Here is a 24,752-nt window from a genome sequence, read left to right on the forward strand (position 1 = left end):
ACCAGGAATTTTCGGATCATCTGCGGCCGGTCCTGCGCTCGCTGCGCAGCACCCGCAATCTCGATCCGGAGCAATGTTTTCTCGTGCAGACGCTGATGATGCACGAATTCCGCCGCGCGCTGCTGCACGACCCGCAACTGCCGCCGCAACTGATGCCGCCCGACTGGAGCGGCGCCGCGGCGCGGGCGCTCTGCCAGGACATCTACCGCATCACCTGGCGCCTGTCGCAACAGCACCTGATGGCGGTCTGTGAGACGCCGGCCGGGGCCCTCCCCGGCGCAGCGCCCTACTTCTACCAGCGCTTCGGCGGCCTGGATACGGAGGCCGCCACGCCGGAGGTAGCCGAAAGCTGACGCTCAGGCCGCGAGCGGGACGATCGCGTCCACCGGACAGACGTCCTGGCACTGCGGCGTGTCGTAGTGCCCCTTGCACTCGGTGCACTTGGCGGGATCGATCACGAAAGCCGGATCGCCTTCGGCAATCGCCTCGTTCGGGCACTCGGCGACGCACACGTCGCAGCTGATACAGTCTTCGTTGATTTGCAGGGCCATTTCGGCTCACTCCTGTCGATTTTCTAAAAACGGAGGGGTTGGAGGGGCTGGATGTTCATCGCACCCGAGCGCTGATCGCCGTCACAGCGCAAAATCGGCTTCCAGTTCGGCAACCGCCACACCACCCTTCGGCTCCGGCTGGTAGGCCGGACGGCTGCCTTTATACAACACCTTGCCGACGTTGAAACCATCGTCGGTCATCAAACGTCGTGCGGCCCGGGCGGCGTCGTCGGTGACGTCGACCACTGCGGTCCGCACGATGTGCTTCCACTCCTGCTGCTCGGGGCGGAAGGTCACGCACGGACTCAGCACCTGTACCAGCGAGAAGCCCGGATGGCGGATCGCCTGCGTGATGATATCTGCGACGTTGTTCGGGTCCGAACTCGAACAGCGCGCGATGAAGTTCGCCCCGGCCGCGAGTGCAACGACCAGCGGATGAAAGGGATTGACCCCCGAGCCCTCGGGCGTCAGCTTGCTGCCTTCCCAGTCCGGCGCCGTGGTCGGCGAGGCTTGGCCCTTGGTCATGCCATAGACCTGATTGTCCATCACGATGTACGTCAGATCGACGTTGCGCCGGCAGGCGTGCAGGAAGTGGTTGCCGCCGATCGAGAACCCGTCGCCGTCGCCGCCGGTGACGAGCACCGTCAGGTCCGGACGCGCGATCTTGAGTCCCGTCGCGACGGGCAAGGCGCGTCCATGCACACCGTGGAAACCGTACACGCTCGTATAAGCCGGAATCCGCGACGAGCAGCCGATGCCCGACACCACCGCGACGTTCTCCGGCGCCAGCTGCATCGACGCCAGCGCACGGGTGATCGCCGCCAGCACCGAAAAGTCGCCGCACCCCGGGCACCAGATCGGCTTCACGTCCGACTTGTAGTCCTTCGCGCTGTATTCCCGCTGCTTTGCACACGCATCCATGTTCAGCTCCACTGGGCAATTTGTTCGACGATGGCGCCGGGGCTGACCGCCAGCGGCCCGGGGTGGTGCAGCGCACGCACCTGCCGCGGAAGGTCGTACTGCGCGCGCAGATAGCGGTGGAACTGCCCGCTGTGCGACTGCTCGACGACGAGCACGCGCTCAACCCCTTTCATCACACGCTCGAATTTCTCCGGTTGCACCGGCGAGATCAGGCGCACCGCGACGAGCTTCACCGCCTGCCCGGCCGCCCGCAGCCGCTCCAGCGCCTCGCGCGCCGGCCCGGCGCTCGAACCCCAGGTCACAATCGCGGTGTCCGCGTCCTCGTCACCGGTGATCTCCGCCCAGTGGTCGCCGTAGTTGTAACCGGTCAGCTTGCGCAGCCGCTTGTCGAGTTGGGCCTGGTGGTCCGACGCCTGGGACGACGGCGTGCCGGTCTCGTTATGTTCGAGGCCGTCGGCCGTATACATGAAGCCTGCCATGCCCGGCACCGCCATCGGGGACACGCCCGAGGCCGTGTTCGCGTAGCGCTTGTACTGCACGCCCTCGGCCAGCGCCTCGGGCTTTTCGCGCTGCCCCATGAAGGCGATCGCCGCCGAACGCGGCATGACGGCACGCGCCTGCCCCATCGCCTGGTCGGTCAGCACGATCGCCGCCGTCTGCAGGCTTTCGGCCAGATGGACGGCCCACTGCGTCGTGAAGAGGCAATCTGCGACCGAAGTCGGCGCCAGCACCAAGTGCGGCGCGTCGCCATGCAGGCCATAGACCGCGATGTTCAGGTCGCTCTGCTCGGACTTCGTCGCGATCCCCGTCGAAGGCCCGACGCGCATCACATCAACGACGACGATCGGGACCTCTGCCGCGACCGCGAGGCCGAGCGATTCGGTCATCAGCGCAAGCCCCGGGCCTGAGGTCGCCGTTAGCGAAGGCACGCCGCCGTAGGACCCGCCGATGATCTGGTTGATCGACGCAAGTTCGTCCTCGGCTTGCACCAGCACGCCGCCGACCTTCGGCAGCGCCGGGGCCAGCCACTCCAGCACCTCGGTCGCCGGCGTGATCGGATAGGCCGCGACAAAGCGCACGCCGCCCCGCAACGCGCCCATGCCGGTCGCCTCGTTGCCGGTGATGCTCCAGCGCTCGCTCGTATCGGAATTGCCGACGGCCAGCCGCGGCACAGCAGGAAAGGCGACCGCCGCCTCGACGCCTGCGCGGAAGGCCGCGATGCTCGCCGCGATCGCGTCCTCGCCCTTGCGCTTGAGGCTGTCCTGCAGCACGCCGATCACGATGTCCTCGGGCAGGCCGATCATCGCGGCGATCGCGCCGAAGGCGACCATGTTCGGGCGACCGCCCGGCACGCCTTTCGCCAGCGCCTTCATCGGCAGGTCCAGCACCTGCGCACCGCTGCGCACGAAGACTTCGGGCGCCTCGCCTTCGCCCGGATCGCCGATGACCAGACTGTTCGCGCCGAGCGGGATCTCGGCCGCGAAGCGCCCCACGTTCTGCCAATCGACGGCCACCAGCATATGGAAGCAGTCGTCATGCGAGGAGATCGGCGTCGTGCCCAGGCGGATCATCACCGCCGCCTCGCCGCCGCGGATTTGCGGCCCCGACGAACGGGTCATGTACGCATACCAACCTGCCCGCGCCGCAGCCTCCAGCAGCAGGCTGCCCGCGGTCACCACCCCGGCGCCGCCGCTGCCTGCCATCACAAATGAAACAGTCTGCCCGCTCATCCGCCCCTCCGCCGTGGTCGATTGGCCGGCACGCATCGCCGCGCACCGCATGGCTGAAAATTAGCAGCGCATTTGCTTCCTGTCAAATTGTTTGTATTCCACTATTTTTATGAATGATTGGACGGCATACTTGGGAGGCCAAACGTTTTACCAAACCCCACAGAAACCATGACACAAAAAAAATCTTCCGATCGGAACGGCATCGACTTCGGCATGCTGCCGGGGCTCGCCGGCTATCAGCTGCGTCTCGCGCAGATCGCGATCTTCCGCGACTTCTCCGAATCCCTCGGTGAATTCGACGTCACGCCGGGCCTGTTCGGCATCCTCGTGATCATCGAAGCCAACTCCGGCCTCAAGCAGACCGAACTCGCCCGCGCTGCCCATCTCGACCGCTCGACGGTCGTCTCGGTAATCGACAACCTCGAGCGCCGCGGCCTAGTCGAACGCCGCGCCGCGGAGAACGACCGCCGCTCCAACTCGCTGGTGCTGACCGTCGAAGGCTCGGCGCTCCTCAAGAAGCTCAAGCGCCGCGTCGCGGACCACGAAAAGCGCCTCGTCGAGCACCTCAGCGAGGACGAGCGCATGACCCTCGTGAGCCTGCTGCAGAAGATCTTCCCCGAGCACCGCTGAGGCCCCGGCCCCCTCGCAGCAATGACTCACTCACAACCCGCAAACCCGCTGCACGGCGTAACCCTCGAGATGATGCTGAACCAGCTCGTAACACATTACGGCTGGCAGGATCTCGGCGAGCGGATCAACATCCGCTGCTTCACGGACGACCCGAGCATCGCCTCGAGCCTGAAGTTCCTCAGGCGCACGCCGTGGGCGCGGGAAAAGGTCGAATCCCTCTACCTCTACATGGTTCGCCAGAACGCAAGGCAATCCCGATGACCTACGAAGAACACCTCGACGAAGTCACGACCCTGATCACCGAAAAGTACGACGTCGAAGACCAGGTCGCGATCGACATGGTGATGCGCGCCCAGGCCGACGATTTCTTCACGCTGCACGACGACGATCCGTCGATCTGCACCTTGGAACGCGCGCACGAAGACGCACGGGCCGTTTACAAGAAATATCGGTAACCGGAATATCCCAAGAGGGCTGACGATGTCACAACACACGGCAAGCATCGAATGGACGCGCGCGGTTAACGCGTCCGACCCGAAAACCTACTCCCGCAACCACGTCGCCACGCTCGCCGGCGGCCAGCACGTCAACATGTCGGCAGGGGTCGAATACAAGGGCGACCCGCAGTGCGCCGACCCCGAGCAGATGGTGGTCAGTGCGCTGGCAAGCTGCCACATGCTGTTTTTCCTCGCGATCGCCGACCTGAAGGGCTTCCTCGTCGAACGCTACACCGACAACCCTGTGGGCCATCTCGGCAAGACCGACAAGGGGATGGCGCTGACCCACATCGTCCTGTCACCGCGTGTGAGCTTCTCCAACAAGCAGCCGGACCCGACGACGCTGCAGCAGATCCACGAAGGCGCACACAAGCGCTGCTTCATCGCGAACTCGCTGACGGCCGAAGTCACGCTGGACCTCGGCACCGCCTGACGACGGTCCTGCCCTCCTGGCCCCGGAACATTGGGGCCGGATCGACGTCCATGCGATGAGGATCATCGGAGGAGGACGCGCGATGGGCTTGAAATTGTGGTTCGCAACCCTGGCATGCATCGCATCGACCGCCGGTATTGCCGCCGACGTCACGATCGAGCGCTTCCGCGTGCCCGAGGGCGCGCATCCGCATGACGTCGCGCCTTCGCCCGAGCCCGGCGGCCCGGTGTGGTACACGGCGCAGGGCCAGGGCGCGCTCGGCGTGCTGGAACCTGCGAGCGGCAAAACTCGGCAGATCCCTCTTGGCAAGGGTTCATCACCGCATGGGGTGATCGTCGGTCCTGACCGCGCGCTGTGGATCACCGACAGCGGGCTCAACGCCATCGTCCGAGTCGATCCCAAGACCTTCGACATCACCTGCTACCCGCTTCCCGAAGACCGCAACGCAAACCTGAACACCGCCGCCTTCGACGGCAAAGGGATCCTCTGGTTCACCGGACAGTCCGGCATCTACGGCCGCCTCGATCCCGCGACCGGCTCGATGCGCGTGTTCGACGCCCCGCGCGGCCGCGGGCCTTACGGCATCACGGCGACGCCCGCGGGCGACATCTACTACGCATCGCTCGCCGGCAGCCACATCGCCCGCATCGACACGACGACCGGCGAAGCCCACCCGATCGATCCGCCGACGCCGCAGCAAGGCGCGCGCCGCGTGTGGTCGGATTCGACCGGGCGCATCTGGGTCAGCGAGTGGCAGTCGGGCCAGCTTTCTCGCTACGACCCGAAGACCCGCGAATGGCGCGCGTGGCGGCTACCCGGCAGTGACCCGCACCCCTACGCCGTCTATGCTGACCAGCAGGACCGCGTGTGGATCAGCGATTTCGGCGCGAACGCCGTGCTGCGCTTCGATCCGGCGACGGAACGCTTCGAGTCGTTTCCGTCGCCGCAGCCGAACGCCGCAATCCGCCAGATTCTCGGTCGCCCCGGAGAAACGTGGGCACCAGAATCGGGCACCGACCACATCACCGTGTATCGCTGGCAATGAGGCCGGTGCGGGGCGGCAGCTAGAACGGCATCACGAGCTTGAACCACGCCTTGTCGCCGCGGAAGCGATTCTCGGCCTCCGTCTCGTGGTGCCACTGCCCGATGAACATCACGCCGCTCTTGTTCGTGTAGCTCACGCTTGGCCCGATCGCGAAGACTTCCCCCTTGCGCCCGTTCGACCATGGCCCCAGCGCCGACGACAGCGTGTCGCCGTCGAGCTTGTCGTTCGTCGTCTGCTTCAGGTAGTAGCCGGACAACCCCACCGCCCACGGGCCGAAGTGCTTGCCGACGACGTAGTCCATGTGGAAGTCGTCGCCTGACTCGTAATCCATCTTCGGCGCGCCCGGCGCCGGTCGGAAGTCCTTGTTCTTGCTCTTGATGTTGTACATGAACTTGCCGGACAGCTCCCAGCCGTCGTCCGACAGCCAGGTCGCCGCGAAGATCGGCTCCAGGCTCCAGTAATTCGTGCCGATGCTCTCGCGCGGATCGCCCGACTTGTACTTGCCGGTCGGCATATTGAGGTCGAGCGCGACCGTCCAGTGCAAATTCTTGGTGTGCCACGCGATGATGATCGGGTTGAAGGTGATGTCGCCCAGCCCGGTCACGGACTTGCCGTCACCGCCGAGCTTAACCTCCTGATGCACGACCGGCACGATCAGGTGCATTCCCCAATCGCCGCCGAGGATCTTCGTGTCGGTCATTTTGATGAAGCGCAGTGCGTCGAACCACGCGTCGACCGAGGCGCCCGGCACCTTGTCCCCGTCGCCGTCGCGGAGCTTGCCTTCGTAGTGGCCGAAGTAGTTGAGGAAATAGTTGCCCGGCGGGGGCACCGCGCCCGCGAGCCAGCTTTCAGCGCCGTTCGGATACTGGTCGCCGCCTTCCTTTGCCGATGCATTGCTCAAGAGCCCTGCTGCCAGCATCACCGCCATCGAGATCGTTTTGATCTTCATGTCTCCTCCCCAATTTTTGTGCCGGTCAGAACGGGAAAGCCCGCTTGCCCATCTGCACGGTGATCCACTTGAGCTCGGTCATCTCGTCCATCGAGTGATGTCCGCCCTCGCGCCCGACGCCGCTGTCCTTGACGCCGCCGAAGGGCACATGCGGCTCGTCCATAATCGACGCGTCGTTGATATGCACCATTCCCGCCTCCAGCCGCAGCGACAGGTCGAAGGCCTTCTGCAGGTCGTTCGTGATCAGGCCCGACGAGAGGCCGTAGCACGAGTCGTTGGCGAGCCGCAGCGCCTCCTCGCTGTCCGCGGCGCGGATCACCGACACGGCCGGACCGAAGCTTTCCTCGCGGAAGACGACCATGTCGGGCGTCACGCCGGCGAGGATCGTCGGCTGGTAGAAGGCGCCGTCGCTCTTGCCGCCATGGAGCAGCCTCGCCCCCTTCCCGACCGCATCGGCGACGTGCCGATCGAGCACGGCGCACTGCTTGCGGTCGATCAGCGGGCCGATCACCGTGTGCGGGTCGCGCGGATCACCGACCTTGAAGCCCTTGATCTTCGCCGCCAGCTTTTCGCAGAACGCGTCGAAGATCGGCGCCTCGACGATCAGCCGCGAGTTCGCCATGCACACCTGCCCCTGATGCAGGAAGATGCCGAAGGCTGCCGCATTCACCGCGTAATCGACATCGGCATCCTTCAGTACGATCAGCGGGCTCTTGCCGCCCAACTCCAGCGTGATGCGCTTGAAATGCCTGCCGGCCGCAGCCGACAGCTCGCGTCCGACCTCCGTCGAGCCGGTGAAAGTGATCATGCGCACACGCGGATCCTCGACGAAGGTGTTGCCGAGCACCGCCCCCTGAACCGGCACCACGTTCAGCACGCCCTTCGGCAGGCCTGCCGCCTCGAAGATCTCGGCGATCTTGAGCCCCGTCACGGGCGTGTAGGTCGCGGGCTTGAGGATGAAGGTGTTGCCCGCGGCCAGCGCGAGCGCCACTTTCTTCGTGGCCAGCAGGAAGGGAAAGTTGAAGGGCGCGATGCCGGCGATCACACCCAGCGGACGCCGGACGCTCATCGAGAACACGCCGGGGCTGTCGGAGGGCATCGTCTCGCCGGTGATGCGTCTCGCCTCGCCCGCGGCGCTCCTCAGCAGATTCACGACGAAGGACGCCTCGAACATCGCCTTGCCGAAGGTCGAACCGGCCTCGTCGATCAGCACCTCCGCGACTTCCGGGATGCGCTTCTGCAGCTCGTCGGCCGCGCGCAGCAGGATCGCCTCGCGCTCGTTCGCGAGCGTGTTGCCCCAGCTTTCACGCGCGCGGTAGGCCGCGGCAATTGCCCGCTCCAGGTCCGTGGCGGAGGCCTGATGCACCCGCCCCCACACCTCGCCTGTCGCCGGGTTGATGTCGTCGAGGATCGTCCCGGTCGAGGACGGCGCCCACTCGCCGTCGATGAACAGCTTGTACTCTTTCATGGAAGCTCCTACAGGCTGATGCCGCACCGGCCCGGCGCGATGATGTTGTTCGGATCGAGCGCGCGCTTCAGGCGCTTTTCGACGTCGCGCTTCACCGGCCCGTAAGTCGCCGCAACCTTCTCGGCGAAGGCCGTGTTGGCGCGGTACATGCCGTAGCCTTCCTTCGCGAAGGTGTGCAGCAGCTCGTCGTAGCACGCGTACGCCTTCTGCATCTGCTCGGGATTCGAGCGGTCGTACAGCAGGTCGATGACGTGGTGCATGTCGCGCCAGCCGACGATGAACTCGCCGACGTAGTCGAAGCCGTACTTCGCAAGGATGGTCTTCGCCATCTGCATCTGCTTGAGCGTCTCGGCGCCCTTCGCCTGCGACACCGGAGCAAACCAGATCGAGCCGCCGCCCCCGCGCCAGTTGTAGAGCCCGAACTCGCCGAGGTTGGGCTTGCCCTTCATCAGGTCGAAGCGATATTCAAGCGCCTTGCTGCCCTTCGACGCCTCCTGCGTGATGATCTTGCCGCCCGTTCCCGCCGCGACGGCCTCGATGATCTTCCAGTTCGCGTCGTTGGTTTCCTTCGTGCCGTAGAGGCCGGCATACACGTTCCACGCGCCGATGTCGTGATCCTTCTGGATCTTCTTCACCGCCTCGTCGCTGATCGCGCCCGGCCCGGTGTGATAGTCGGCCCGCTTGACCGGCTTGCATGGCGCTTCCCACAGCGTGTGCGCGATCACGACGGCGTTCGGGATCACCATCGCGATGCGCAGGGGGCGTAAGGCCTCGACGATCTTCGTGATGTCCGTCTCGTTCGGATACTGGATGCAGAAGGGGCGGAAGTCGGGCGGCGCCGGCATCAGCCACATCCCCATCTTGGTCACGACGCCGAAGTTCGACTGCGTGAAGATCCCGTCCAGCGTCGGCCCGTAGCCCCACTTGAACACCTGCCAGGTGTTCGAGTTCTCCATCGCGCCCATGCCCGTGCGCAGCACCTGCCCGTCCGCCAGCACTACTTCCATGCCGCACGAGAACAGGAAGTGCTCGCCGTAGGGCGTGTAGCCGACGCCGCGATCCACCATGTTCCCGACCGGCCCGGCGATCGCCGACGGCGCCGGACACGAGAACCACAGCGGCAGCTTGTGCTCCTGCAGGTAGTCGTAGAGCTGCTGGTAGGTCACCCCGGGCTCGACGAGCGCCGTGCACAGCTCCGCATCCACTTCGATGATGCGGTTCATGCGCCGCAGGTCCATCACGATCTGGCCGCGCTGCACAGGCGCCGCGGAGCCGTAGCCGAGGTTCTTGCCGGTCGACACCGGATACACGGGGATCCGGTACTTATTCGCGACCTTCATGACGCGCTGGATCTCTTCGACGCCGTCCGGCATCACCGAGGCCGACAGCTCGTGCTGCTCGTCCGGCACCGGCATCATGATCTTGCGGTAGGGCGCGAGCTTGTCCTCCTCCACGATCACGTGTTCGTCGCCGACGATCGCACGCAGCTCGCGCACCGCCTTGTCGAAATCCGCTGCGCTGATGCCCTTGGGCAATACCTTGCGCTGTTCTTTCATTCCCTTGTCTCCGTGGAAAAGCCGTTGATTCGGCTTCAGGTATTGATCGCGAAGGACACCAGGCTCTCGGTGCCGATACGGTGCTGCGTGTGGGCGACGAGACCCGCGCCGCGGCTGGCGGCGATCTGCTGGAAGATCACCGCGGCGGCGTCGTCCATGACGCCGATCAGCGAGGTGCGGCCGGCGCGGTCGAGCAGCGCGGATACGGCGCCGTAGCTGCCCAGTTCATCGGGTCCGACAAAGAGCGGGGTCACGCCGCGGGCGTCCGCCATGCCGACCGCAAGCGCTTGGGCGCGCGGCAGGTCGGCCTGAACGACAACCGTCACAGCCCCCTCACCCGCCCCCGCCTGGCGCGCAAAGGCGGCCACCGGCAGCAAGCCCAGCGCACCACTCCCCATCAAACCCTTCAGGAAGATTCGTCGATCCATGGCCCCTCACTCCTTCGCGAGTGCCGCACCGGAGTTGATCAAGCGGGCGATGTCCGCGAGCGACGCATCGTCGATCTCGGTCGGCCGGAACGCCGGCATGGCGCGATTGCCGTAGCGCACGACGCGCTGCACATACTCCGCCGGCAGGCTGCGTCCACGGATGACGGGCCCGACACCTGCCTCATGGCAGTGGCTGCACACCTTTTCGTATACCTGCGCCCCGTCGCGCCAGGCCGACGCCTCTGCGCTGCCGCCGACGCACAGTGCCGCTACCGCAATGCCGGCCACTCTTCTTGTCCACATGTCTCCGAACCTCCTCTGGTTGGTCTTTCCGACTCCTTGGCAGAGGAAGTAGAGCAAGGCACGTGCCGGCACTTTGGCTACATTTTTTGTACTTTTGTTATCATCAACTTACCCAATATAAAATGCTAATGAGATCAAGCTCGATCATCGCGGGAAATGTCTGGATTCTGGACATCGCAACCTCGTCTGCGGAGCGAGTCAATGTCATGCAAGGGCTCGCGGGGCGGTGTCGCAAATCCAGCCACTGGCGCAAATCTGGACAGGGTGGAACTGGCCTGCCGTTAGTAAAATGTGTGATAATAAGCAACGCTTACTATCACATCCGACCCCCATGAGATTCGGTGAAGACACTTTCGGATTCCTGCTCAGCGATACCGCTCGTCTGCTGCGTCGCGCGTTCGAGCAGTCGGTGCAGAACACTCCGATCACGCTGGCGCAGGCGCGCGCATTGGTGTATCTCGCCCGCAACGAAGGCATGCGACAGGTCGATCTCGCAGAGTTGCTCGAAATCCAGCCGATGACCCTCGCGCGGCTCATTGACCAGCTCGCAGCCGAAAGCCTCGTTGAACGTCGCCAGGACCCTGCCGACCGTCGCGCCTACCGGCTCTACCTCACGGACAAGGCCGCCGCACACCTCGACGTCATCGCCAAAGTCGCCGACGGTCTGCGCGACCGGGCGCTCGACGGCATCTCGGATGAGGACCGCGAGCAGGTCATGGTCGTGCTCAGGCGCATCCGCCAAAACCTCGCACCGCGGTAATCGACATGAGTACCCCGCAAGCCCCCGCCGCCGCTCCGTCCGCCGACACATCCGCTCCGCGCGGGCGGGGCACGAAACGCTTGATCCTGCTGGTTGTCGTCCCGCTGCTCGCCGGCATCGTCGGCCTCATCGTCTATCTCGGCGGCGGACGCTACATCGAGACCGACAACGCCTACGTGAAGGCCGACAAGACGCCGGTCAGCGCCGAAGTGTCCGGCACGGTGAAGGAAGTGCTGGTCGAGGAGAACGAGCCGGTCAAGGCCGGCCAGATCCTGTTCCGGCTCGACCCCGAACCCTTCCGCGTTGCCGTCGCGAAGGCCGAGGCCAAGCTCGCCCAAGTGCGCACCCAGCACGCCGCGATGCGCGCGAGCTACCGCGAGAAGCAGGCCGAGATCACGCTCGCGCGGACGCGGCTGACATTCGCGAACCGCGAAGAGCAGCGCCAGGCGGACCTCGCCGCGCGAAACTTCATCTCGGGCTCGCGACTCGACGCGGCGAAACAGGACGCCGACCTCGCCCGCCAGCAGATCGTCGTGAATGAAGAAAACCTGCGCCAGATTGCCGAATCGCTCGGGGGCGGCGTCGATGTTCCTCTGCAAAGCCACCCGGACTTCCTCGCGGCGCAGGCCGAGCTCGACCGCGCCCGCCTGGACTTGAAGCATACGGAGATCCGCTCGGCGACCGCAGGCACAGCCAGCAAGGTGCCCCAGCCCGGGCAATACGTCAGCGCCGGCAGCACCGCGATGGCGCTGGTCGCGAGCGACAAGCTGTGGATCGAGGCGAACTTCCCCGAAACCGACCTAACGTGGGTCCGCCCGGAACAGGCCGTATCGATCCGCATCGACACCTACCCCGACGCCGTTTGGCACGGCCAGGTCGAGAGCCTGAGCCCCGCCACCGGCGCGGAGTTCTCGCTGATCCCGGCGCAGAACGCGACCGGCAACTGGGTCAAGATCACGCAGCGCGTGCCGGTCCGCATCGCGCTCGACGCGCGTGCCGACCTGCCCGCGCTCCGTGCCGGCCTGAGTGCCGTCGTCGAGATCGACACCGGACACCGCCGGCGCCTCTTCGGCTTCGCGCTCTGACCTCCATGACACACGCGCCCGGCACCCCGCATCGCGGCCTCGTCACCGTTTCGGTGATGCTGGCTACGATCATGCAGGCGCTGGACATGACGATCGCCAACGTCGCGCTGCCCCACATGCAGGGCTCGATGAGCGCAACGCAAGACCAGATCTCGTGGGTGCTAACGTCCTACATCGTCGCGGCCGCGATCTTCATGCCGCTCACGGGCTTTCTCAGCGCACGCTTCGGCCGCAAACGCGTCTTTCTCACCGCGGTGGTCGGTTTCACGATCGCGTCGATGCTCTGTGGCGCGGCGCAGAACCTGACGCAGATCGTGCTCTTCCGCTTGCTGCAAGGCGTGTTCGGCGCGAGCCTCGTGCCGCTGTCGCAATCGGTGCTGCTCGATACCTATCCGCGCGAGCAGCACGGCCAGGCGATGGCGATGTGGGGCGTGGGCGTGATGGTCGGGCCAATTCTGGGTCCGACGCTGGGCGGCTGGCTGACCGAGTATTACAACTGGCGCTGGGTGTTCTACATCAACCTGCCCTTTGGCATCCTCGCCTGGCTCGGGCTCGCGGCCTTCGTACATGAGACGCCGATCGACCGCTCGCGCCGCTTCGACCTGCTCGGCTTCGCGCTGCTGACGCTCGGAATCGGCGCATTGCAGATGATGCTCGACCGCGGCGAGACGCTCGACTGGTTCTCGCATCCCGAAGTCGTCGCCGAAGCCATCGCGGCCGGACTGTTCCTGTACCTCTTCGTCGCGCACATGTTCACGCACGACCATCCCTTCCTCGAGCCCGGCCTCTTCCGCGACCGCAACTTCAGCGTCGGCCTGCTGCTGATCTTCGTCGTCGGCATCATCCTGCTCGCGACGATGGCGCTGCTGCCGCCGCTGCTGCAGAACCTGATGGGCTACCCGGTGATCAAGGTCGGCTACCTGCTGGGACCGCGCGGCGTCGGCACGATGTTCGCGATGATGGCCGTCGGCCGCCTTGCGCAACGCGTCGATCCGCGCTGGCTGATCCTGCTTGGCCTGCTGCTCACCAGCCTGTCGCAGTGGGAGATGACGCATTTTTCGATGGATATCACATCGTGGGACATCGTCCGCACCGGCCTCGTGCAAGGGCTCGGACTCGGCTTCATCTTCGTGCCGCTATCGACAATCACCTTCGCAACGCTCACCCCGCGTTACCGCAACGAAGGCACGGCCCTCTTCAGCCTGATGCGCAACATCGGCAGCAGCATCGGCATCTCGATCGTCGTGACCTACCTGTCCCGGAACATGCAGGCGAACCACGCCGCGCTGGCTGACTTCATCACACCCTTCAGTCTCGCCGTCCGCGAAGCGGCGGACGCGGGCGCCTTCGACCTCAGCACTCCGGCAGGCATCGCTGCCCTGAATGGCGAGGTGACACGCCAGGCCGCCTTCCTCGCCTACCTGCAGGACTTCCGACTGATGACCTGGGTCACGCTCGCTGCGATACCGCTGCTTGCCCTGCTGAAACCCTCGCAGGCGCGCCCCCCTGCTGCCGACGAGACTTTCATGGCCGAGTAAGTCCGGACGAACCGCCGCTTCGTCGCCGATTCGTAACAGTCGGCAATTTCTCCCCACCAGGCGTAAAGCCGGCAAATAATTTAATAGAATAAATGACAGATGGAGACGACCCGCCGGATCGACGGTCGGTCGCCAGGGCCTGTTGAAATACGCCATTCGGAATCGAGATGACGCAGCCGACGGTTGTGATATGCCCGATTTGCCAGAGTCCCGATTGCCGGAAATCCCGATGGCGACAGGACGAAAGGACCCTCATAACGGGGCGCCGACCCTACCGGTGCCACGTCTGCAAGCATCGCTTCTTCGCACCGGACGGCAGACACCCAGGGCGGAATCTTGTCGTTTCCTTCGCGATGGCATGCCTGATCATCGCCGTCGGCGTCGTGATGCTGGTCGACTGGTCGAAGGTCGAGGAGCTTCCCGAACCGATCCCGGCTGCGGCGCCGATGCAAATTGATCCTTACACCCTCAGGGCCGCGCAGGAGGGCGACGCGGCGGCGCAGTTGCGGCTTGCGAGAGCACTGTTGTCGGACCGCGGCCGCGAGGGCACGAGATCCGCCGAAGCGGTGCACTGGCTGCGATCCGCAGCCGAGAACAACAGCTCCGGTGCAATGGTCGAGCTCGGAAAGCTCTACCGCAGCGGCTTCGGCGTGCTGCAGGACTACGATCAGGCGACCAAGTGGATCCGCACCGCGGCCGCCCAGGGAGATCCGGAAGGAATGCTCGAACTGGGGCGGCTCTATCGGGACGGCGTCGGCCTCCCACGCGATCCCATACTCGCCTACGTCTGGTTCAATCGCGCCGCCGCGGCGCTGCACGTCGAAGCGGCGCGTGCGCGAGACGACGTTGCGCGGGGACTCACCGCGCCCCAGCTGAAGGAGGCCCAGGCGCAGTCGCCCATCGTGGCGGCTGGCAATAGCGGTCCCGGCGGCACTAGCGGCGCCAGCCCCGTTGGCGGCACCAAGCCGACAAGGTACGACAAGCCCTAACGCGACCACGGCCCGACAACCCGCTCAGCCCGTGGCGAGTTCGCCGCGCAGGAAGCGATACACGGTCGAACGCGAGACGCCCAGGGCCTGCGCCGCCGCGCTGACGTTGCCGCCGACTTCGTCGAGCACCCACACGACGTAGTCGCGCTCGAAATCGTCGAGCGGCACGATCCCGGGGAAAGCCCGCGGCACTGCGGTCGCGGGTGCCACCACGGGAAGGTTGAGCACAGAGCAAACCGCGCCTTCGTCGATGCACGCGCCGTCGCTGAAGGCGACCAGACGCTCGACGATGTTACGCAGCTCGCGCACGTTCCCCGGCCATGGGTACGCCGCGAGCCGCCCCATCGCGGCCTCGGAGAAGCGCGGCAGCTCGCCGCCCGCTCTGCCCTTGCGCCGCATCAGATGCTCGACCAGCAAGGGGACATCCTCGCGCCGTTCGCGCAAGGGCGGTACCGGGATATGCACGACGTTGAGCCGGTACAGCAGATCGTGGCGAAACTTCCCCAGCCCAACCAGGGCATCGAGATCGCGATGCGTGGCGGCGATCACCCGGGCGTTCGTCCTCCGCAAGGCCGTCGCCCCGAGCTGACGGAATTCGCCCGAATCGAGCACGCGCAGCAGCTTCGCCTGGCAGGCCGCGGGCAGCTCGCCGATCTCGTCGAGAAACAGCGTCCCGCCGCTCGCGACCTCGAAGAGCCCTTCCTTGTCGGCGGTCGCGCCCGAAAAGGCCCCGCGCTTGTGTCCGAAGAGTTCGCTTTCGACGAGCTCGTCGTCGAGCAGTCCGCAGTTGAGCGGCACGTAGGCTTCCGCGCCACGTCCGCTCCAGCGATGCAGCAGACCCGCGACGACCTCCTTGCCGGCTCCGCTCTCGCCAGTGACGAGCACCGGCATGTCGAGGGGCGCCGCGCGACGTACGAGTTCCAGCGTCTTCTGCCATACGGGGCTACGTCCGACCACCGCCACCTCGTCGCACACGCGCCGATGCGCCACTTCCGCGCTCAAGGCCGCGCAGCGCCGCGCGAGCGAGCGCTTTTCCAGCGCACGCTCGACGACGATGTCGAGCTCCGTCAGCTTGTAGGGCTTGGAGAGATAGTCGAAGGCGCCGAGCTTCATCGCGGCAATCGCGGTATCGACGTTTCCGTGACCGGTCAGGATCACGACTTCCATCAGCGGGTCGAACTGCTTCAATCGCTTGAGGACCTCGATGCCGTCCATCCCCGGCATCTTGATATCGACCAGCGCGAGATCGACTCCCCCGTCCTGCGCCCGGGCCAGCGCCGCCTCTCCGTCGCCCGCTTCGCTGAGCGCGTAGCCGCTCCGCCCGAGACGGCTCGTCAGCAGCTGGCGGTACAAGGCCTCGTCGTCGACGATCAGGATATGTCCTTTCATGCGAGCCCTGCCTCCAAACTTGCGTCGTCCGCGGGCAGGTGGATGCGAAACCACGCGCCGCCCTGAGGCCGGTTGCCGCAATCGATCCGCCCACCGAGTTCGGACAGAATGCCGTAGCAGATCGACAGCCCCAGCCCCGTGCCGCGCCCCGGCGCCTTCGTCGTGAAGAAGGGATCGAAGACATGGTCGATCACGCCGGCCGGCAGACCCGGCCCTTCGTCGAGCACTTCGAGATCCACGCCGCCCGCGGACGGCTTCAGGCTCAGCTCCACACGTCCGCTCCCGTGCATCGCGTCCCCCGCGTTCTTCAGCAGATTGCGCAGCACCTGATCGAGCAGCGACGGGTTGGTCGCGATCACCGGCAGGTCGATCTCGATCTGCAGCGCGATATCGAGCCCGCGCGTCAGCCCGATCTCCCGGTACGAGGCGAGGCGCTCGCGCACGAACATTCCGGCGTCGACCGGCTCCACCGGCACCGCCTGCTTGCGCGAAAAGAGCAGCAAGTTGTCGGTGATCGCCTTGCAGCGCTGCGCCTGCTCCTGGATCGTCGTGAGCCCTCGGCGCAACACATCGAGTTCCGGATTCGCCTCGACGCCCGGAATGGCCTCCATCAGCGCCTGCAGCTCCTCGGCGAAGCCGGACACGAGGCCGAGCGGGTTGTTGATTTCGTGCGCGATGCCGGACGCGAACTGCCCCAGCGCGCTGAGGCGGTTGGCCTGCGCGAGCTGGCGCTCCATTTCCCGACGCGCAGTGATGTCGCGAACGACCCCGATGACACCTTCGACCTCGCCGCCGCTCGACAACAGCGCCGAGCTCACCTCCAGCAGCCGCTTCGAGCCATCGCCCAAGGCCAGCATGATTTCGAACGGGGCCGCACCGTCGCCATCAAGCCGCCGCCGGAAGTCGCGCTCCACACGCAGCGCAGACGAATGCAGCATCAACTCGCCGCAACGCCGGCCGATCGCACGATCCGCCGGCACGCCCAGCAGCTCGGCCATGCGGGCATTGACGAAGCTCAGGCGGGCGTCGAGATCGAGGATGTAGACTGCGTCGTTGATGATGTCCTGGATCTGCTGCTCGCGGTTCTCGAGCCGCGCCGCGTATTCGGTGAGCTTGCGTTCCCGCTCCTGCTGCGCCGTTATGTCGATTGCCAACCCGCTGTAGCCGACGATCTTGTCGTCCTTGAACACCGGCTCGACCTGCAGCCGCATCGGGATGTGGCGCCCTTCGCTATCGCGCATCACGACATCGAGCCGCGTCGCAGCACGCACGCTGGCGATGCCCTTCAGGAAGCTCGCCGCCCGGGCGCGATATTCCGGCAGCACGAGATCCTTCAGGCGCATGCCCGGCAACTCGTCCTCCGCGATGCCCAGCCGCGTCCGCCCTGCCTTGTTGAGCTGCAGCATGCGCCCGGACACATGCAGCGCGAACACCATCTCGGGCAGATCCTCGATCAGGTTGCGGTAACGCTGCTCGGACGCCTCGAGTTCGCGCGTGCGCTCATACACCTTGCCCTCGAGAACGTTGATGCGGTCCTTGATGTTGAGCGGCTGGAAATAGCGCCGCAGGTCGGCGAACTCCGGTGCGCAGTCGGCCGCGTTCATCAAGGTCCACGCGCAATGGTCGTCACCGCGCCCTTCGCACTCGTGCTCGACGCAGATCATATCCGTCTGGAACACATACGACGCGAAGCCGGAGGCGTAGCCCGCGAGCGTCCAGCAGACGGCCTCCTCGGAGCGGCCGAACAGCCGCAGATGCTGCTCCGCCTCGTAGGAACGCCGCCAATAGCCGCTCATGCGGTAGCGGCCATGTTCGTGGTCGACCTCGACGTTGTGCGTCTCGACCTCCGCGATGCCCGAGAACATGTGGACACGTGGCCCGCCCCGCACGAACTCCTCGACCGTGTCCGGGTTCATGAAACCCGGCAGCAGTCCGGCGTCCTCGTGCCCGCAGCTGAATCCATAGCGCGTCAGGATGACCTTGGCGATATCGGCGCCGAGCGTCTCGACCAGCTCCTTGCGCAACGCCCCCATCGCATCCGTGTGCAGCAGGATCGCACGCCGGCCGCTGAACTGGATCGCGCCCCGATCGGGGACGAACTTCACCAACGAATGGAAATCCAGTTCGTCCGCGCGCATCGTCGCCCCCGCCCGTCGCCCGTCCCGCGCTCAGTGCGCGGCGGCTTGCTCTTCCTGGTAGTGCAGATGCGCTTCGGCAGTCGTCACGCGATGCTCGCGGGCGGTTTCCGGGTGGGCGCGCTGCTTGAGGATCAGTGCGAGTGTCGCGATCACGGCTGGAATCGCGACCACCGTGAACACCTCGCTGAATCCCAGCTTCTGGCGAGCCAGTTCGGCCACCAGAAAAGATCCGGCGATCCCGCCGAAGCGGCCGATCCCCAGCATCCACGCAACACCGGTCGCCCGCCCCTGGGTCGGGTAGAAGCCGGCCGCGAGCGCAGGCATCGACACCTGGGCGGTGTTCATGGCCGTGCCGGCGACGAACACGACCACCATCAGCGCACCGACGTTGCCCGCCACCTGCCCGATCGCCCAGATCGACACGGCCGTCAGCGCATAGCCGACAGCGATGATGCGGTTGCCGTTGAAACGGTCCATCAGCCAGCCGAAGAAGATCGCCCCGCAGCCGCCGAGCGGAAACAGCGCCGCGACCAGCGTTGCAGTCTTCGGTTCAAGCCCGGCGTCCTTGAACAGGATCGGCATCCAGTTGATCAGCGCATAGAAGATCACCAAGCCCATGAAGTAAGCGAGCCACAGCATCAGCGATCCGGCGATGTACGGCCGGGACAGCACCAGTCCCAGGCCACTCCCCTGTACGTTGGCCGATTTCAGTTCTGCAAGGTGAAACGACCGCGCGCTCGCCGCCGTCGCAGAGATGCGAACAAGGACAGCGCGAATCCGCTCCGGCGATAGTCCCTTCGTCGCCATGTAGCGTACCGATTCCGGCAACCACACCAGCATCAGCACGAGCAGCACGGCCGGCGCGACGCCCCCAAGCTGCAGCACGCTGCGCCAGCCGAACTGCGGAATCATCCACGCCGCAAGAAAGCCGCCGAACGCCGCGCCGAGCGGGAAACCGGAGAACATCGCGTTGGTGATCAGCGCACGACGCTTGGCGGGACAGTATTCGCTGATCAGCGTCACCGCGTTGGGCATCGCGGCCCCCAACCCCAGGCCGGTCATGAAGCGCAATACCGTCAGCGCCTGCAGATCGGACGCGAACGACGAGGCGAAGCACGCGACCGCAAACACGAGCACCGACGCGTTCAGCACGAGCCGGCGCCCGAAGCGGTCCGCCAGTGGTCCGGACGCCAGCGCTCCCGCGGCCAGCCCGAAGAGCGCCGCGCTCAACACCGGTGCCAAGGCCGGCTTGGTCACGCCCCACTCCTGGATGAGCGACGGCGCGATATAGCCGATCGCGGCGGTATCAAACCCGTCCAGCATCACGATCAGGAAGCAGAGTGCGAAGATGAACCACTGAAAACCGGAAAACGGGTGCTGGTTGATGAACGACTGAACGTCTACATCTTCTGCTTTCGACATGCTGTCTCCTGGCTGCGTGACGACGAACGAATGAAGCGTTGCGATCCGATGGGTCTTTCAGGAAGTCAGGCCATGGCCTCCACCTGGCGCTCATGCAAGGCCCGCAGCCTGCCGCGCTGCAGCTTGCCCGTCGGCGTCAAGGGCAGAGCGTCGAGCCAATGCACCCAGCGAGGTCGGCGATGACCCGGCAAGGCCTCGATCGCGTCCTCCAGCCGCCGGCGCGCCTCGGCCGCATACCCCGGCGCTGCCACCGCCAGCACCGCCAGCGCCGTCAGCCCGTCCCCCGACTCCACCCCGACTGACGCGATCTGGTGCACGGCCTCGCCGCACTGCGACGCGAGCGACTGCTCGACCCACAGCGTGCTAACCCACTGTCCGGCAATCTTCAGCATGTCGTCGTTGCGCCCGGCGTATTCCAGGCGCCCATCGGGGTGGCGAAGAAACATGTCACCAGGCGAGAACCATCCCTCGTGGAATCCGTCCGCCTGCGCGTCGGGCCGCTTCCAGTACCCCTGCGCGACCGTCGTGTGCCGCACCCAGATGCGCTGCGGAAGATCCGCGCCCGCGTTCGGATTGAAACGCACCTCGGTCAACGGCGTGGGCTTCATCAGCCCCGAATCGTCATCGCTATACAGCATCAGACACAGCGTCTCGGACGTGCCATAACCGCTGATCAGGCCGCATCCGGTCTGTTCGCGCCAGCCCTGGCGGATCGAGGGCGGCAGCGCCTCGCCCGCCGATACGAAATGGCGGATACCCCGGTCGGCGATGCGCGCCGCGACTCCCGTCTGCAGCATCTTGTTGTAGAGCGTCGGCACGCTGAACAAGAGCGTCGGGCGGTGCTTTTCGACCATCTGCTCGACCCGCTCCGCAGTCGGCCATTCGCGATCGAGGATCACCGTCGCGCCCGCGCGAAGGCCGGCGAACAGGCTGTTGCCCAGCGCATACGCGAAGAACAGCTTGGATGTCGCGTACAAGCGATCCGCCGCGCTCAGCCCGAGGATGCCGCACGCGAAGGAGTGCGCATTGACCACGACGCGCTGCACATGGATCACGCCCTTCGGCGTGCCGGTGGTCCCCGACGTGCCGATCCACAAGGCCGCATCTTCGTTGTCGCGCGCCACCGGTTCGATCCCTTCAGCGCCTGCAAGGTAGCTCCCCCAATTCAAGGTGCCCGGACCGCTCGCGACGACCTTCACGGAAGTTTCCACCGCCGTCACGAGCGCCTGCGCATCCTCGGCTTCGCACCAGATGAAGCGCGCCTCACATTCCTTCAGGATCGGTGCCGCGTCCTCGACCGACAATCGAGAGTTGACGCCGATCGCGACGCCTCCCGCCCAGATCACCCCCAGATACGCCTCCACCCACTCATCGCTGTCCGGCGCGAACACGATCACACGATCGCCGGTCTTCAGACCCAACGCCCGCCATGCACCGGCCGCACGCCGCACACGCTCGCGCAGTTCGGCATAGCTCACGCGCCGCTCGCCGCACTCGATGGCAATCGCGGCGTCTGCCCCGACGGACAAGAGGATTTCAGCAGCATTCATTCGGAATTCTCCATTGCAGCGGACGCCGGACAGCGTCCGGCGGGCCTCATTCAGTGAATCGGACCGGGAAACGCATGGGGAACGCACACCCCTGCATCGCGAGATATCCCTGAAACAATAGGTCGCACGAAGCCGCAGTCACAACATGAAAATCGATTTTCTCGGGTTAACTTGATGGATATCAAATTATCTCGCAGTGCACTATACCCGTTCTGTCGGCCTCCCCTCGCGAGCCGCTTCCTTGAATCCCAGAGCGCCCCTGGCCTTCTCGCGAAACGACGCGTCAAAGGGGGTCGATCCGACGCCACTCCCCTGCAGCATCTCAGGGTCACGCTATTTTTTGTTTGACTTCAAACTGTTTTATTGACACACTTGTTCGCAGACGACGAATCATCGGAGATGGCAATGGGGATCAGGGACAAGGTCGAACAATTGTGTGTGCGCTTGCACGATGCTCCGCAATATGCAACCCAGGGCGCCGTCTTGTTCGTCGACCTCGAACGGCGCGAAACACGCCGCAAATATCTGCCGCTCGATGTGCTGCGCACCTACCTCGGCGGACGCGGCGCCAACATGTACCTGCTCTACAACCTGCTGCAGGAAGACCGCGACGCGCTCGATCCGGAAATCCCGCTGATCTTCGGCGCGGGCACGCTCACGGGCGACATGCCGGCCGCGACGCGCGGCAACTTCACGAGCCGCTCGCCCGATAGCCAAGCCATCCTCGACACCAACGGGGGCGACTACTTCCCCTCCTTCGTCAAGCGCCACGGCTACGACCACGTCGTGTTGTACGGTCTCGCGCCGCAATGGACGCTGCTGCGCATCGCGCACGACGAAGTCCAGTTCGTCGACGCGACGCCCTACCTCGGCCTCGACAACCTCGACCTCCCCGGCGTGATCGAACGCGACTTCGACTGCACCGAGCGCAAGGACATGGCGCTGGCACGCATCACCAGCGCCGGCGAGAACCTCGCGCTATGCAGCGGCATCATGGGCGGCATCAAGGCGATCTGGGCGCGCGGCGGCGGCGGCGCGAAGATGGGCGCGCTGCGCCTGAAGGCCATCATGGTCCATGGCAAGCCCGACGAGGCGCCGAAGGCGAAGGAACTCAAGGAACACAACCGCGTGATCGGCAAGAAGATCACCTCGACCTCGGTCATCAAGAACGCACTCAAGCAGGTCGGCACCCCCTTCCTCTACAAACCCTCGCGCGTGCTCGGTGCACTCGGCACCCTGAACAACCAGAAGACCGCCTGGCACGAGACCCTCGACGCCGACAACTTCGACCCCTACCGCCCCGGCATGGACGGCTGCTTCAAGTGCCCCGTCCACTGCCGCAACCAGAACGACATGACCCCTGAGGGCAAGGGCGGCTGGGGCTCCGCCGCGCTGAAAGGCCTGAAGGGCAACGCCAGCTACGACAAGGCGCAGGCCGACATCGAACACGGCAAGCAACGCACCTACAACGGCATCCGCAACGACGGCCAGTTCGACCAGTACGACAAGGGCGACGGCCCCGAGTACGTCACGGTCGGCAAGTTCGGCCCGATGATCGGGCTGAAGGAACCCGAACAGATCCTGCGCCTCAACAACATCCTCAATGACCTCGGCCTCGATTCCGCCTCGACCGGCAGCGCAATCTCCTGGGCGATGGAACTGTGGCAGCGCGGCATCATCGACGCGCGCCACACTGGCGGACTGGATCTTTCCTGGGGCAACTACGAGACCGTCGAGAAGCTGCTCTTCATGACCGCGAAGCGCGAAGGCTTCGGCGACACCATCGCCGACTCCGCCCGCGCCGTCGAACGCGGCAAGTATCCTGCCGAGGCGCTCGACTACCGCATGGCGGTCAAGGGCCTTTTCCAGTCCGACCCGCACGACTCGCGCATCCTCAAAGCCTTCGCCCTGGGCCTGTCCGTCGCGACCCGCGGCATGGACCACCTCAGGAATCGCGTGACGCTCGAAATCAACGCCCGCATCAACGACGACGCGCCGTTCAAGACCCAGCTCTATGGCGGCACCGTCGCCCCCGAGCCGAACCGGTATGAGGGCAAGGAAATCGCGGTTCGCCGCTGCGAGAACACCTACGCGGTCGGCGACTCGGTCGGCATGTGCCGCTTCAACACCAAGCTCTTCAACTCGCCGACGACACCCGACTGCGGCGACTTCGCGACCCAGCTCTCGGCCGCGACCGAGCTCGGCTTCAGTGGCGAGGAGCTGAACGAGATCGGACGCAACATCACCGGCCTCGAACGCCTGATCAACTTCCGCCTCGGCCTGCGCGCGAAGGACGACACGCTGCCGCGACGCTGGTTCGAGGAAGAGATCGAGGTCGGACCGTTCAAGGGCGAGAAGGTCGACCGCAAGGAGTTCGAGGCGACCAAGGCGCGCTTTTACGAGGTCACCGGCCTGAATGCCGAAGGCGTGCCGAAGGCCGACTGGCACGAACGACTTGCGCGCGCCACGACCGGCTTCGCGCTCCACGTCGAACTGCCGCAGCCCTTGCCGGGCGCCCCGGAGAAGCACCTCGTCGTCGACGAACCGGTGTCGAACGTCATCGCCCTTCGCGACGCCCTGCACCGCCGCCTGCCCGAAGCACGCGAGTCCCTGAACGACCATTCGTGGAACGTCGCAATCAACGGACGCATGGTGCTCTCAGGCGAACGCGACGCGGCGCTGCACGACGGCGATCAGGTGAGCTTCGTGCCCATCATCGCCGGCGGCTGAGCGGCACGCTTGCCGCACAGTCTCAACCAAACCCGATCCGGATATCCCTGATAGCCCCCCCTGTATGGGGGCGGCTACCTGGGCGGTCTCGTGCAGACTTCGGACGCATGGACCCTCCCAAGGCATGAAAACGATGACAGCTTCAATCTCCTGCGACGCCAGCGACATGTCCGCGCTGATAGAAGGCACGGCACGCGTCGTCGCGATCCGCGAGGGCATCGCGTGGCTCGAGCCAGAACAGGGAGGCAGTTGCGGAGGATGTGCCTCGGCGGCGATGTGCGGCAGCAAAGGCATCGGCACCCTCGCAACCCGACTCGAGGCGCGACGTTTCCCGCTGGCGGACGCCGCCGATCTCGCCATCGGCGAGCGCGTCGTCGTCGGAGTGCGGGAGGATGCGCTGGTCAGGGCAAGCCTCACCGCCTACGCCATTCCGCTAGTCATGATGTTTGCACTCGGCGCACTCGCGCAGGCGATGGACGGGCGCGACGCGATCACAGTCGTGGCATGTCTCGCCGGCCTCGCGATCGGCCTCGGCCTCTCCCGTATCTTGGCGCGCCTTCTCACCGCCCGCGGCGAAGTCACGCCCCAGTTGCTGCGCCGCGTCCCCGTCCCCCTCGATTGTCATCAGGAGCACCGCTGA

General features: G+C 65.6%; 24 protein-coding genes. 12 read left to right on the forward strand and 12 right to left on the reverse strand.

Translation table 11 applies throughout. The features are described from left to right. A partial coding sequence (locus tag VJ673_RS20770) for a PaaX family transcriptional regulator C-terminal domain-containing protein (RefSeq protein ID WP_324128075.1) occupies positions 1–353 on the forward strand: 353 nt, incomplete at its 5' end. Positions 354–356: 3 nt separating this feature from the next. On the opposite strand, the gene VJ673_RS20775 is transcribed toward VJ673_RS20770, so the two are convergent. From VJ673_RS20775 to VJ673_RS20785, 3 genes are all read right to left on the reverse strand, one after another. Further along, complete coding sequence (locus tag VJ673_RS20775; RefSeq protein ID WP_015436512.1) at positions 357–551, reverse strand: YfhL family 4Fe-4S dicluster ferredoxin; 195 nt, start codon at positions 549–551, stop codon at positions 357–359. 81 nt (positions 552–632) lie between these two features. Further along, positions 633–1,472 (reverse strand): 2-oxoacid:ferredoxin oxidoreductase subunit beta, encoded by an 840-nt coding sequence (locus tag VJ673_RS20780; RefSeq protein WP_324128076.1) that lies wholly within the window; start codon positions 1,470–1,472, stop codon positions 633–635. Between the two features lie 2 nt (positions 1,473–1,474). Then, positions 1,475–3,202 (reverse strand): 2-oxoacid:acceptor oxidoreductase subunit alpha, encoded by a 1,728-nt coding sequence (locus VJ673_RS20785; protein ID WP_324128077.1) that lies wholly within the window; start codon positions 3,200–3,202, stop codon positions 1,475–1,477. 168 nt (positions 3,203–3,370) lie between these two features. On the opposite strand from VJ673_RS20785, the gene VJ673_RS20790 reads away from it, so the two are divergent. The 5 genes from VJ673_RS20790 to VJ673_RS20810 all read left to right on the forward strand — a co-directional run bounded on the left by VJ673_RS20790 (position 3,371) and on the right by VJ673_RS20810 (position 5,807). Next, a complete protein-coding gene (locus VJ673_RS20790; RefSeq protein ID WP_324128078.1) occupies positions 3,371–3,832 on the forward strand; it encodes a MarR family winged helix-turn-helix transcriptional regulator in 462 nt (153 codons plus the stop codon). A gap of 21 nt (positions 3,833–3,853) precedes the next feature. Further along, positions 3,854–4,093 carry a VF530 family protein gene (locus tag VJ673_RS20795; protein WP_324128079.1) on the forward strand — a complete coding sequence of 80 codons (240 nt, stop codon included), beginning with the start codon at positions 3,854–3,856 and terminating at the stop codon, positions 4,091–4,093. Then, the gene (locus tag VJ673_RS20800; protein ID WP_324128080.1) at positions 4,090–4,287 is read left to right on the forward strand and encodes a hypothetical protein; all 198 of its coding nucleotides are present in this window, start codon (positions 4,090–4,092) and stop codon (positions 4,285–4,287) included. The genes VJ673_RS20795 and VJ673_RS20800 overlap by 4 nt, the downstream gene beginning before the upstream one ends. A gap of 25 nt (positions 4,288–4,312) precedes the next feature. Next, entirely contained in the window at positions 4,313–4,762 is a 450-nt protein-coding gene (locus VJ673_RS20805; RefSeq protein WP_324128081.1) for an OsmC family protein, read from the forward strand. Between the two features lie 82 nt (positions 4,763–4,844). After that, positions 4,845–5,807 (forward strand): Vgb family protein, encoded by a 963-nt coding sequence (locus tag VJ673_RS20810; protein ID WP_324128082.1) that lies wholly within the window; start codon positions 4,845–4,847, stop codon positions 5,805–5,807. 19 nt (positions 5,808–5,826) lie between these two features. On the opposite strand, the gene VJ673_RS20815 is transcribed toward VJ673_RS20810, so the two are convergent. From VJ673_RS20815 to VJ673_RS20835, 5 genes are read right to left on the reverse strand one after another with little or no spacing between them, the layout of a single operon-like run. Further along, positions 5,827–6,756 (reverse strand): SphA family protein, encoded by a 930-nt coding sequence (locus VJ673_RS20815; RefSeq protein WP_324128083.1) that lies wholly within the window; start codon positions 6,754–6,756, stop codon positions 5,827–5,829. Between the two features lie 25 nt (positions 6,757–6,781). Beyond that, positions 6,782–8,224, reverse strand: a complete 1,443-nt coding sequence (locus VJ673_RS20820) for an aldehyde dehydrogenase family protein (protein ID WP_324128084.1) — start codon at positions 8,222–8,224, stop codon at positions 6,782–6,784. Positions 8,225–8,232: 8 nt separating this feature from the next. Then, on the reverse strand, positions 8,233–9,780 hold the full coding sequence (locus VJ673_RS20825) for an FAD-binding oxidoreductase (RefSeq protein WP_324128085.1): 1,548 nt from the start codon (positions 9,778–9,780) through the stop codon (positions 8,233–8,235). A gap of 35 nt (positions 9,781–9,815) precedes the next feature. After that, on the reverse strand, positions 9,816–10,208 hold the full coding sequence (locus VJ673_RS20830; RefSeq protein ID WP_324128086.1) for a hypothetical protein: 393 nt from the start codon (positions 10,206–10,208) through the stop codon (positions 9,816–9,818). Positions 10,209–10,214: 6 nt separating this feature from the next. Next, positions 10,215–10,511 (reverse strand): c-type cytochrome, encoded by a 297-nt coding sequence (locus tag VJ673_RS20835; protein WP_324128087.1) that lies wholly within the window; start codon positions 10,509–10,511, stop codon positions 10,215–10,217. 331 nt (positions 10,512–10,842) lie between these two features. Between VJ673_RS20835 and VJ673_RS20840 the strand changes: the two genes are divergently transcribed. The 4 genes from VJ673_RS20840 (at position 10,843) to VJ673_RS20855 (ending at position 14,883) form a co-directional block, all read left to right on the forward strand. Continuing rightward, positions 10,843–11,271: a MarR family winged helix-turn-helix transcriptional regulator gene (locus VJ673_RS20840; RefSeq protein WP_324128088.1), complete on the forward strand. Its 429-nt coding sequence runs from the start codon at positions 10,843–10,845 to the stop codon at positions 11,269–11,271. Positions 11,272–11,276: 5 nt separating this feature from the next. Beyond that, positions 11,277–12,356 (forward strand): HlyD family secretion protein, encoded by a 1,080-nt coding sequence (locus tag VJ673_RS20845; RefSeq protein ID WP_324128089.1) that lies wholly within the window; start codon positions 11,277–11,279, stop codon positions 12,354–12,356. A 5-nt stretch (positions 12,357–12,361) separates the two neighbouring features. Next, on the forward strand, positions 12,362–13,894 hold the full coding sequence (locus VJ673_RS20850) for a DHA2 family efflux MFS transporter permease subunit (protein ID WP_324128090.1): 1,533 nt from the start codon (positions 12,362–12,364) through the stop codon (positions 13,892–13,894). 353 nt (positions 13,895–14,247) lie between these two features. Next, positions 14,248–14,883 carry a tetratricopeptide repeat protein gene (locus VJ673_RS20855; RefSeq protein WP_324128091.1) on the forward strand — a complete coding sequence of 212 codons (636 nt, stop codon included), beginning with the start codon at positions 14,248–14,250 and terminating at the stop codon, positions 14,881–14,883. Between the two features lie 24 nt (positions 14,884–14,907). Here the strand turns inward: VJ673_RS20855 and VJ673_RS20860 are convergent, their stop codons facing one another. From VJ673_RS20860 to VJ673_RS20875, 4 genes are all read right to left on the reverse strand, one after another. Next, complete coding sequence (locus VJ673_RS20860; protein ID WP_324128092.1) at positions 14,908–16,272, reverse strand: sigma-54-dependent transcriptional regulator; 1,365 nt, start codon at positions 16,270–16,272, stop codon at positions 14,908–14,910. Then, entirely contained in the window at positions 16,269–18,410 is a 2,142-nt protein-coding gene (locus tag VJ673_RS20865; RefSeq protein WP_324128093.1) for a PAS domain S-box protein, read from the reverse strand. Before VJ673_RS20865 ends, VJ673_RS20860 begins: the two co-directional genes overlap by 4 nt. Positions 18,411–18,440: 30 nt before the next feature. Further along, entirely contained in the window at positions 18,441–19,832 is a 1,392-nt protein-coding gene (locus VJ673_RS20870) for an MFS transporter (RefSeq protein WP_324128094.1), read from the reverse strand. A gap of 65 nt (positions 19,833–19,897) precedes the next feature. Then, positions 19,898–21,382 carry an AMP-binding protein gene (locus tag VJ673_RS20875; protein ID WP_324128095.1) on the reverse strand — a complete coding sequence of 495 codons (1,485 nt, stop codon included), beginning with the start codon at positions 21,380–21,382 and terminating at the stop codon, positions 19,898–19,900. A gap of 405 nt (positions 21,383–21,787) precedes the next feature. On the opposite strand from VJ673_RS20875, the gene VJ673_RS20880 reads away from it, so the two are divergent. Together VJ673_RS20880 and VJ673_RS20885 are read left to right on the forward strand one after the other, a co-directional pair. Next, positions 21,788–24,112 carry an aldehyde ferredoxin oxidoreductase C-terminal domain-containing protein gene (locus VJ673_RS20880; RefSeq protein WP_324128096.1) on the forward strand — a complete coding sequence of 775 codons (2,325 nt, stop codon included), beginning with the start codon at positions 21,788–21,790 and terminating at the stop codon, positions 24,110–24,112. Between the two features lie 133 nt (positions 24,113–24,245). Further along, complete coding sequence (locus VJ673_RS20885; protein WP_324128097.1) at positions 24,246–24,752, forward strand: SoxR reducing system RseC family protein; 507 nt, start codon at positions 24,246–24,248, stop codon at positions 24,750–24,752.

The organism is Aromatoleum sp., from assembly GCF_035254505.1.
Taxonomy (GTDB): domain Bacteria; phylum Pseudomonadota; class Gammaproteobacteria; order Burkholderiales; family Rhodocyclaceae; genus Aromatoleum.

Coding starts and splice junctions, on each gene's coding strand:
- VJ673_RS20790 (WP_324128078.1), top strand. CDS start 3,371: ATGACACAAAAAAAATCTTCCGATCGGAACGGCATCGACTTCGGCATG.
- VJ673_RS20875 (WP_324128095.1), bottom strand. CDS start 21,382: ATGAATGCTGCTGAAATCCTCTTGTCCGTCGGGGCAGACGCCGCGATT.
- VJ673_RS20870 (WP_324128094.1), bottom strand. CDS start 19,832: ATGTCGAAAGCAGAAGATGTAGACGTTCAGTCGTTCATCAACCAGCAC.
- VJ673_RS20780 (WP_324128076.1), bottom strand. CDS start 1,472: ATGGATGCGTGTGCAAAGCAGCGGGAATACAGCGCGAAGGACTACAAG.
- VJ673_RS20775 (WP_015436512.1), bottom strand. CDS start 551: ATGGCCCTGCAAATCAACGAAGACTGTATCAGCTGCGACGTGTGCGTC.
- VJ673_RS20815 (WP_324128083.1), bottom strand. CDS start 6,756: ATGAAGATCAAAACGATCTCGATGGCGGTGATGCTGGCAGCAGGGCTC.
- VJ673_RS20880 (WP_324128096.1), top strand. CDS start 21,788: ATGGGGATCAGGGACAAGGTCGAACAATTGTGTGTGCGCTTGCACGAT.
- VJ673_RS20850 (WP_324128090.1), top strand. CDS start 12,362: ATGACACACGCGCCCGGCACCCCGCATCGCGGCCTCGTCACCGTTTCG.
- VJ673_RS20785 (WP_324128077.1), bottom strand. CDS start 3,202: ATGAGCGGGCAGACTGTTTCATTTGTGATGGCAGGCAGCGGCGGCGCC.
- VJ673_RS20805 (WP_324128081.1), top strand. CDS start 4,313: ATGTCACAACACACGGCAAGCATCGAATGGACGCGCGCGGTTAACGCG.
- VJ673_RS20825 (WP_324128085.1), bottom strand. CDS start 9,780: ATGAAAGAACAGCGCAAGGTATTGCCCAAGGGCATCAGCGCAGCGGAT.
- VJ673_RS20865 (WP_324128093.1), bottom strand. CDS start 18,410: ATGCGCGCGGACGAACTGGATTTCCATTCGTTGGTGAAGTTCGTCCCC.
- VJ673_RS20840 (WP_324128088.1), top strand. CDS start 10,843: ATGAGATTCGGTGAAGACACTTTCGGATTCCTGCTCAGCGATACCGCT.
- VJ673_RS20830 (WP_324128086.1), bottom strand. CDS start 10,208: ATGGATCGACGAATCTTCCTGAAGGGTTTGATGGGGAGTGGTGCGCTG.
- VJ673_RS20855 (WP_324128091.1), top strand. CDS start 14,248: ATGGCATGCCTGATCATCGCCGTCGGCGTCGTGATGCTGGTCGACTGG.
- VJ673_RS20860 (WP_324128092.1), bottom strand. CDS start 16,272: ATGAAAGGACATATCCTGATCGTCGACGACGAGGCCTTGTACCGCCAG.
- VJ673_RS20845 (WP_324128089.1), top strand. CDS start 11,277: ATGAGTACCCCGCAAGCCCCCGCCGCCGCTCCGTCCGCCGACACATCC.
- VJ673_RS20835 (WP_324128087.1), bottom strand. CDS start 10,511: ATGTGGACAAGAAGAGTGGCCGGCATTGCGGTAGCGGCACTGTGCGTC.
- VJ673_RS20820 (WP_324128084.1), bottom strand. CDS start 8,224: ATGAAAGAGTACAAGCTGTTCATCGACGGCGAGTGGGCGCCGTCCTCG.
- VJ673_RS20800 (WP_324128080.1), top strand. CDS start 4,090: ATGACCTACGAAGAACACCTCGACGAAGTCACGACCCTGATCACCGAA.
- VJ673_RS20885 (WP_324128097.1), top strand. CDS start 24,246: ATGACAGCTTCAATCTCCTGCGACGCCAGCGACATGTCCGCGCTGATA.
- VJ673_RS20795 (WP_324128079.1), top strand. CDS start 3,854: ATGACTCACTCACAACCCGCAAACCCGCTGCACGGCGTAACCCTCGAG.
- VJ673_RS20810 (WP_324128082.1), top strand. CDS start 4,845: ATGGGCTTGAAATTGTGGTTCGCAACCCTGGCATGCATCGCATCGACC.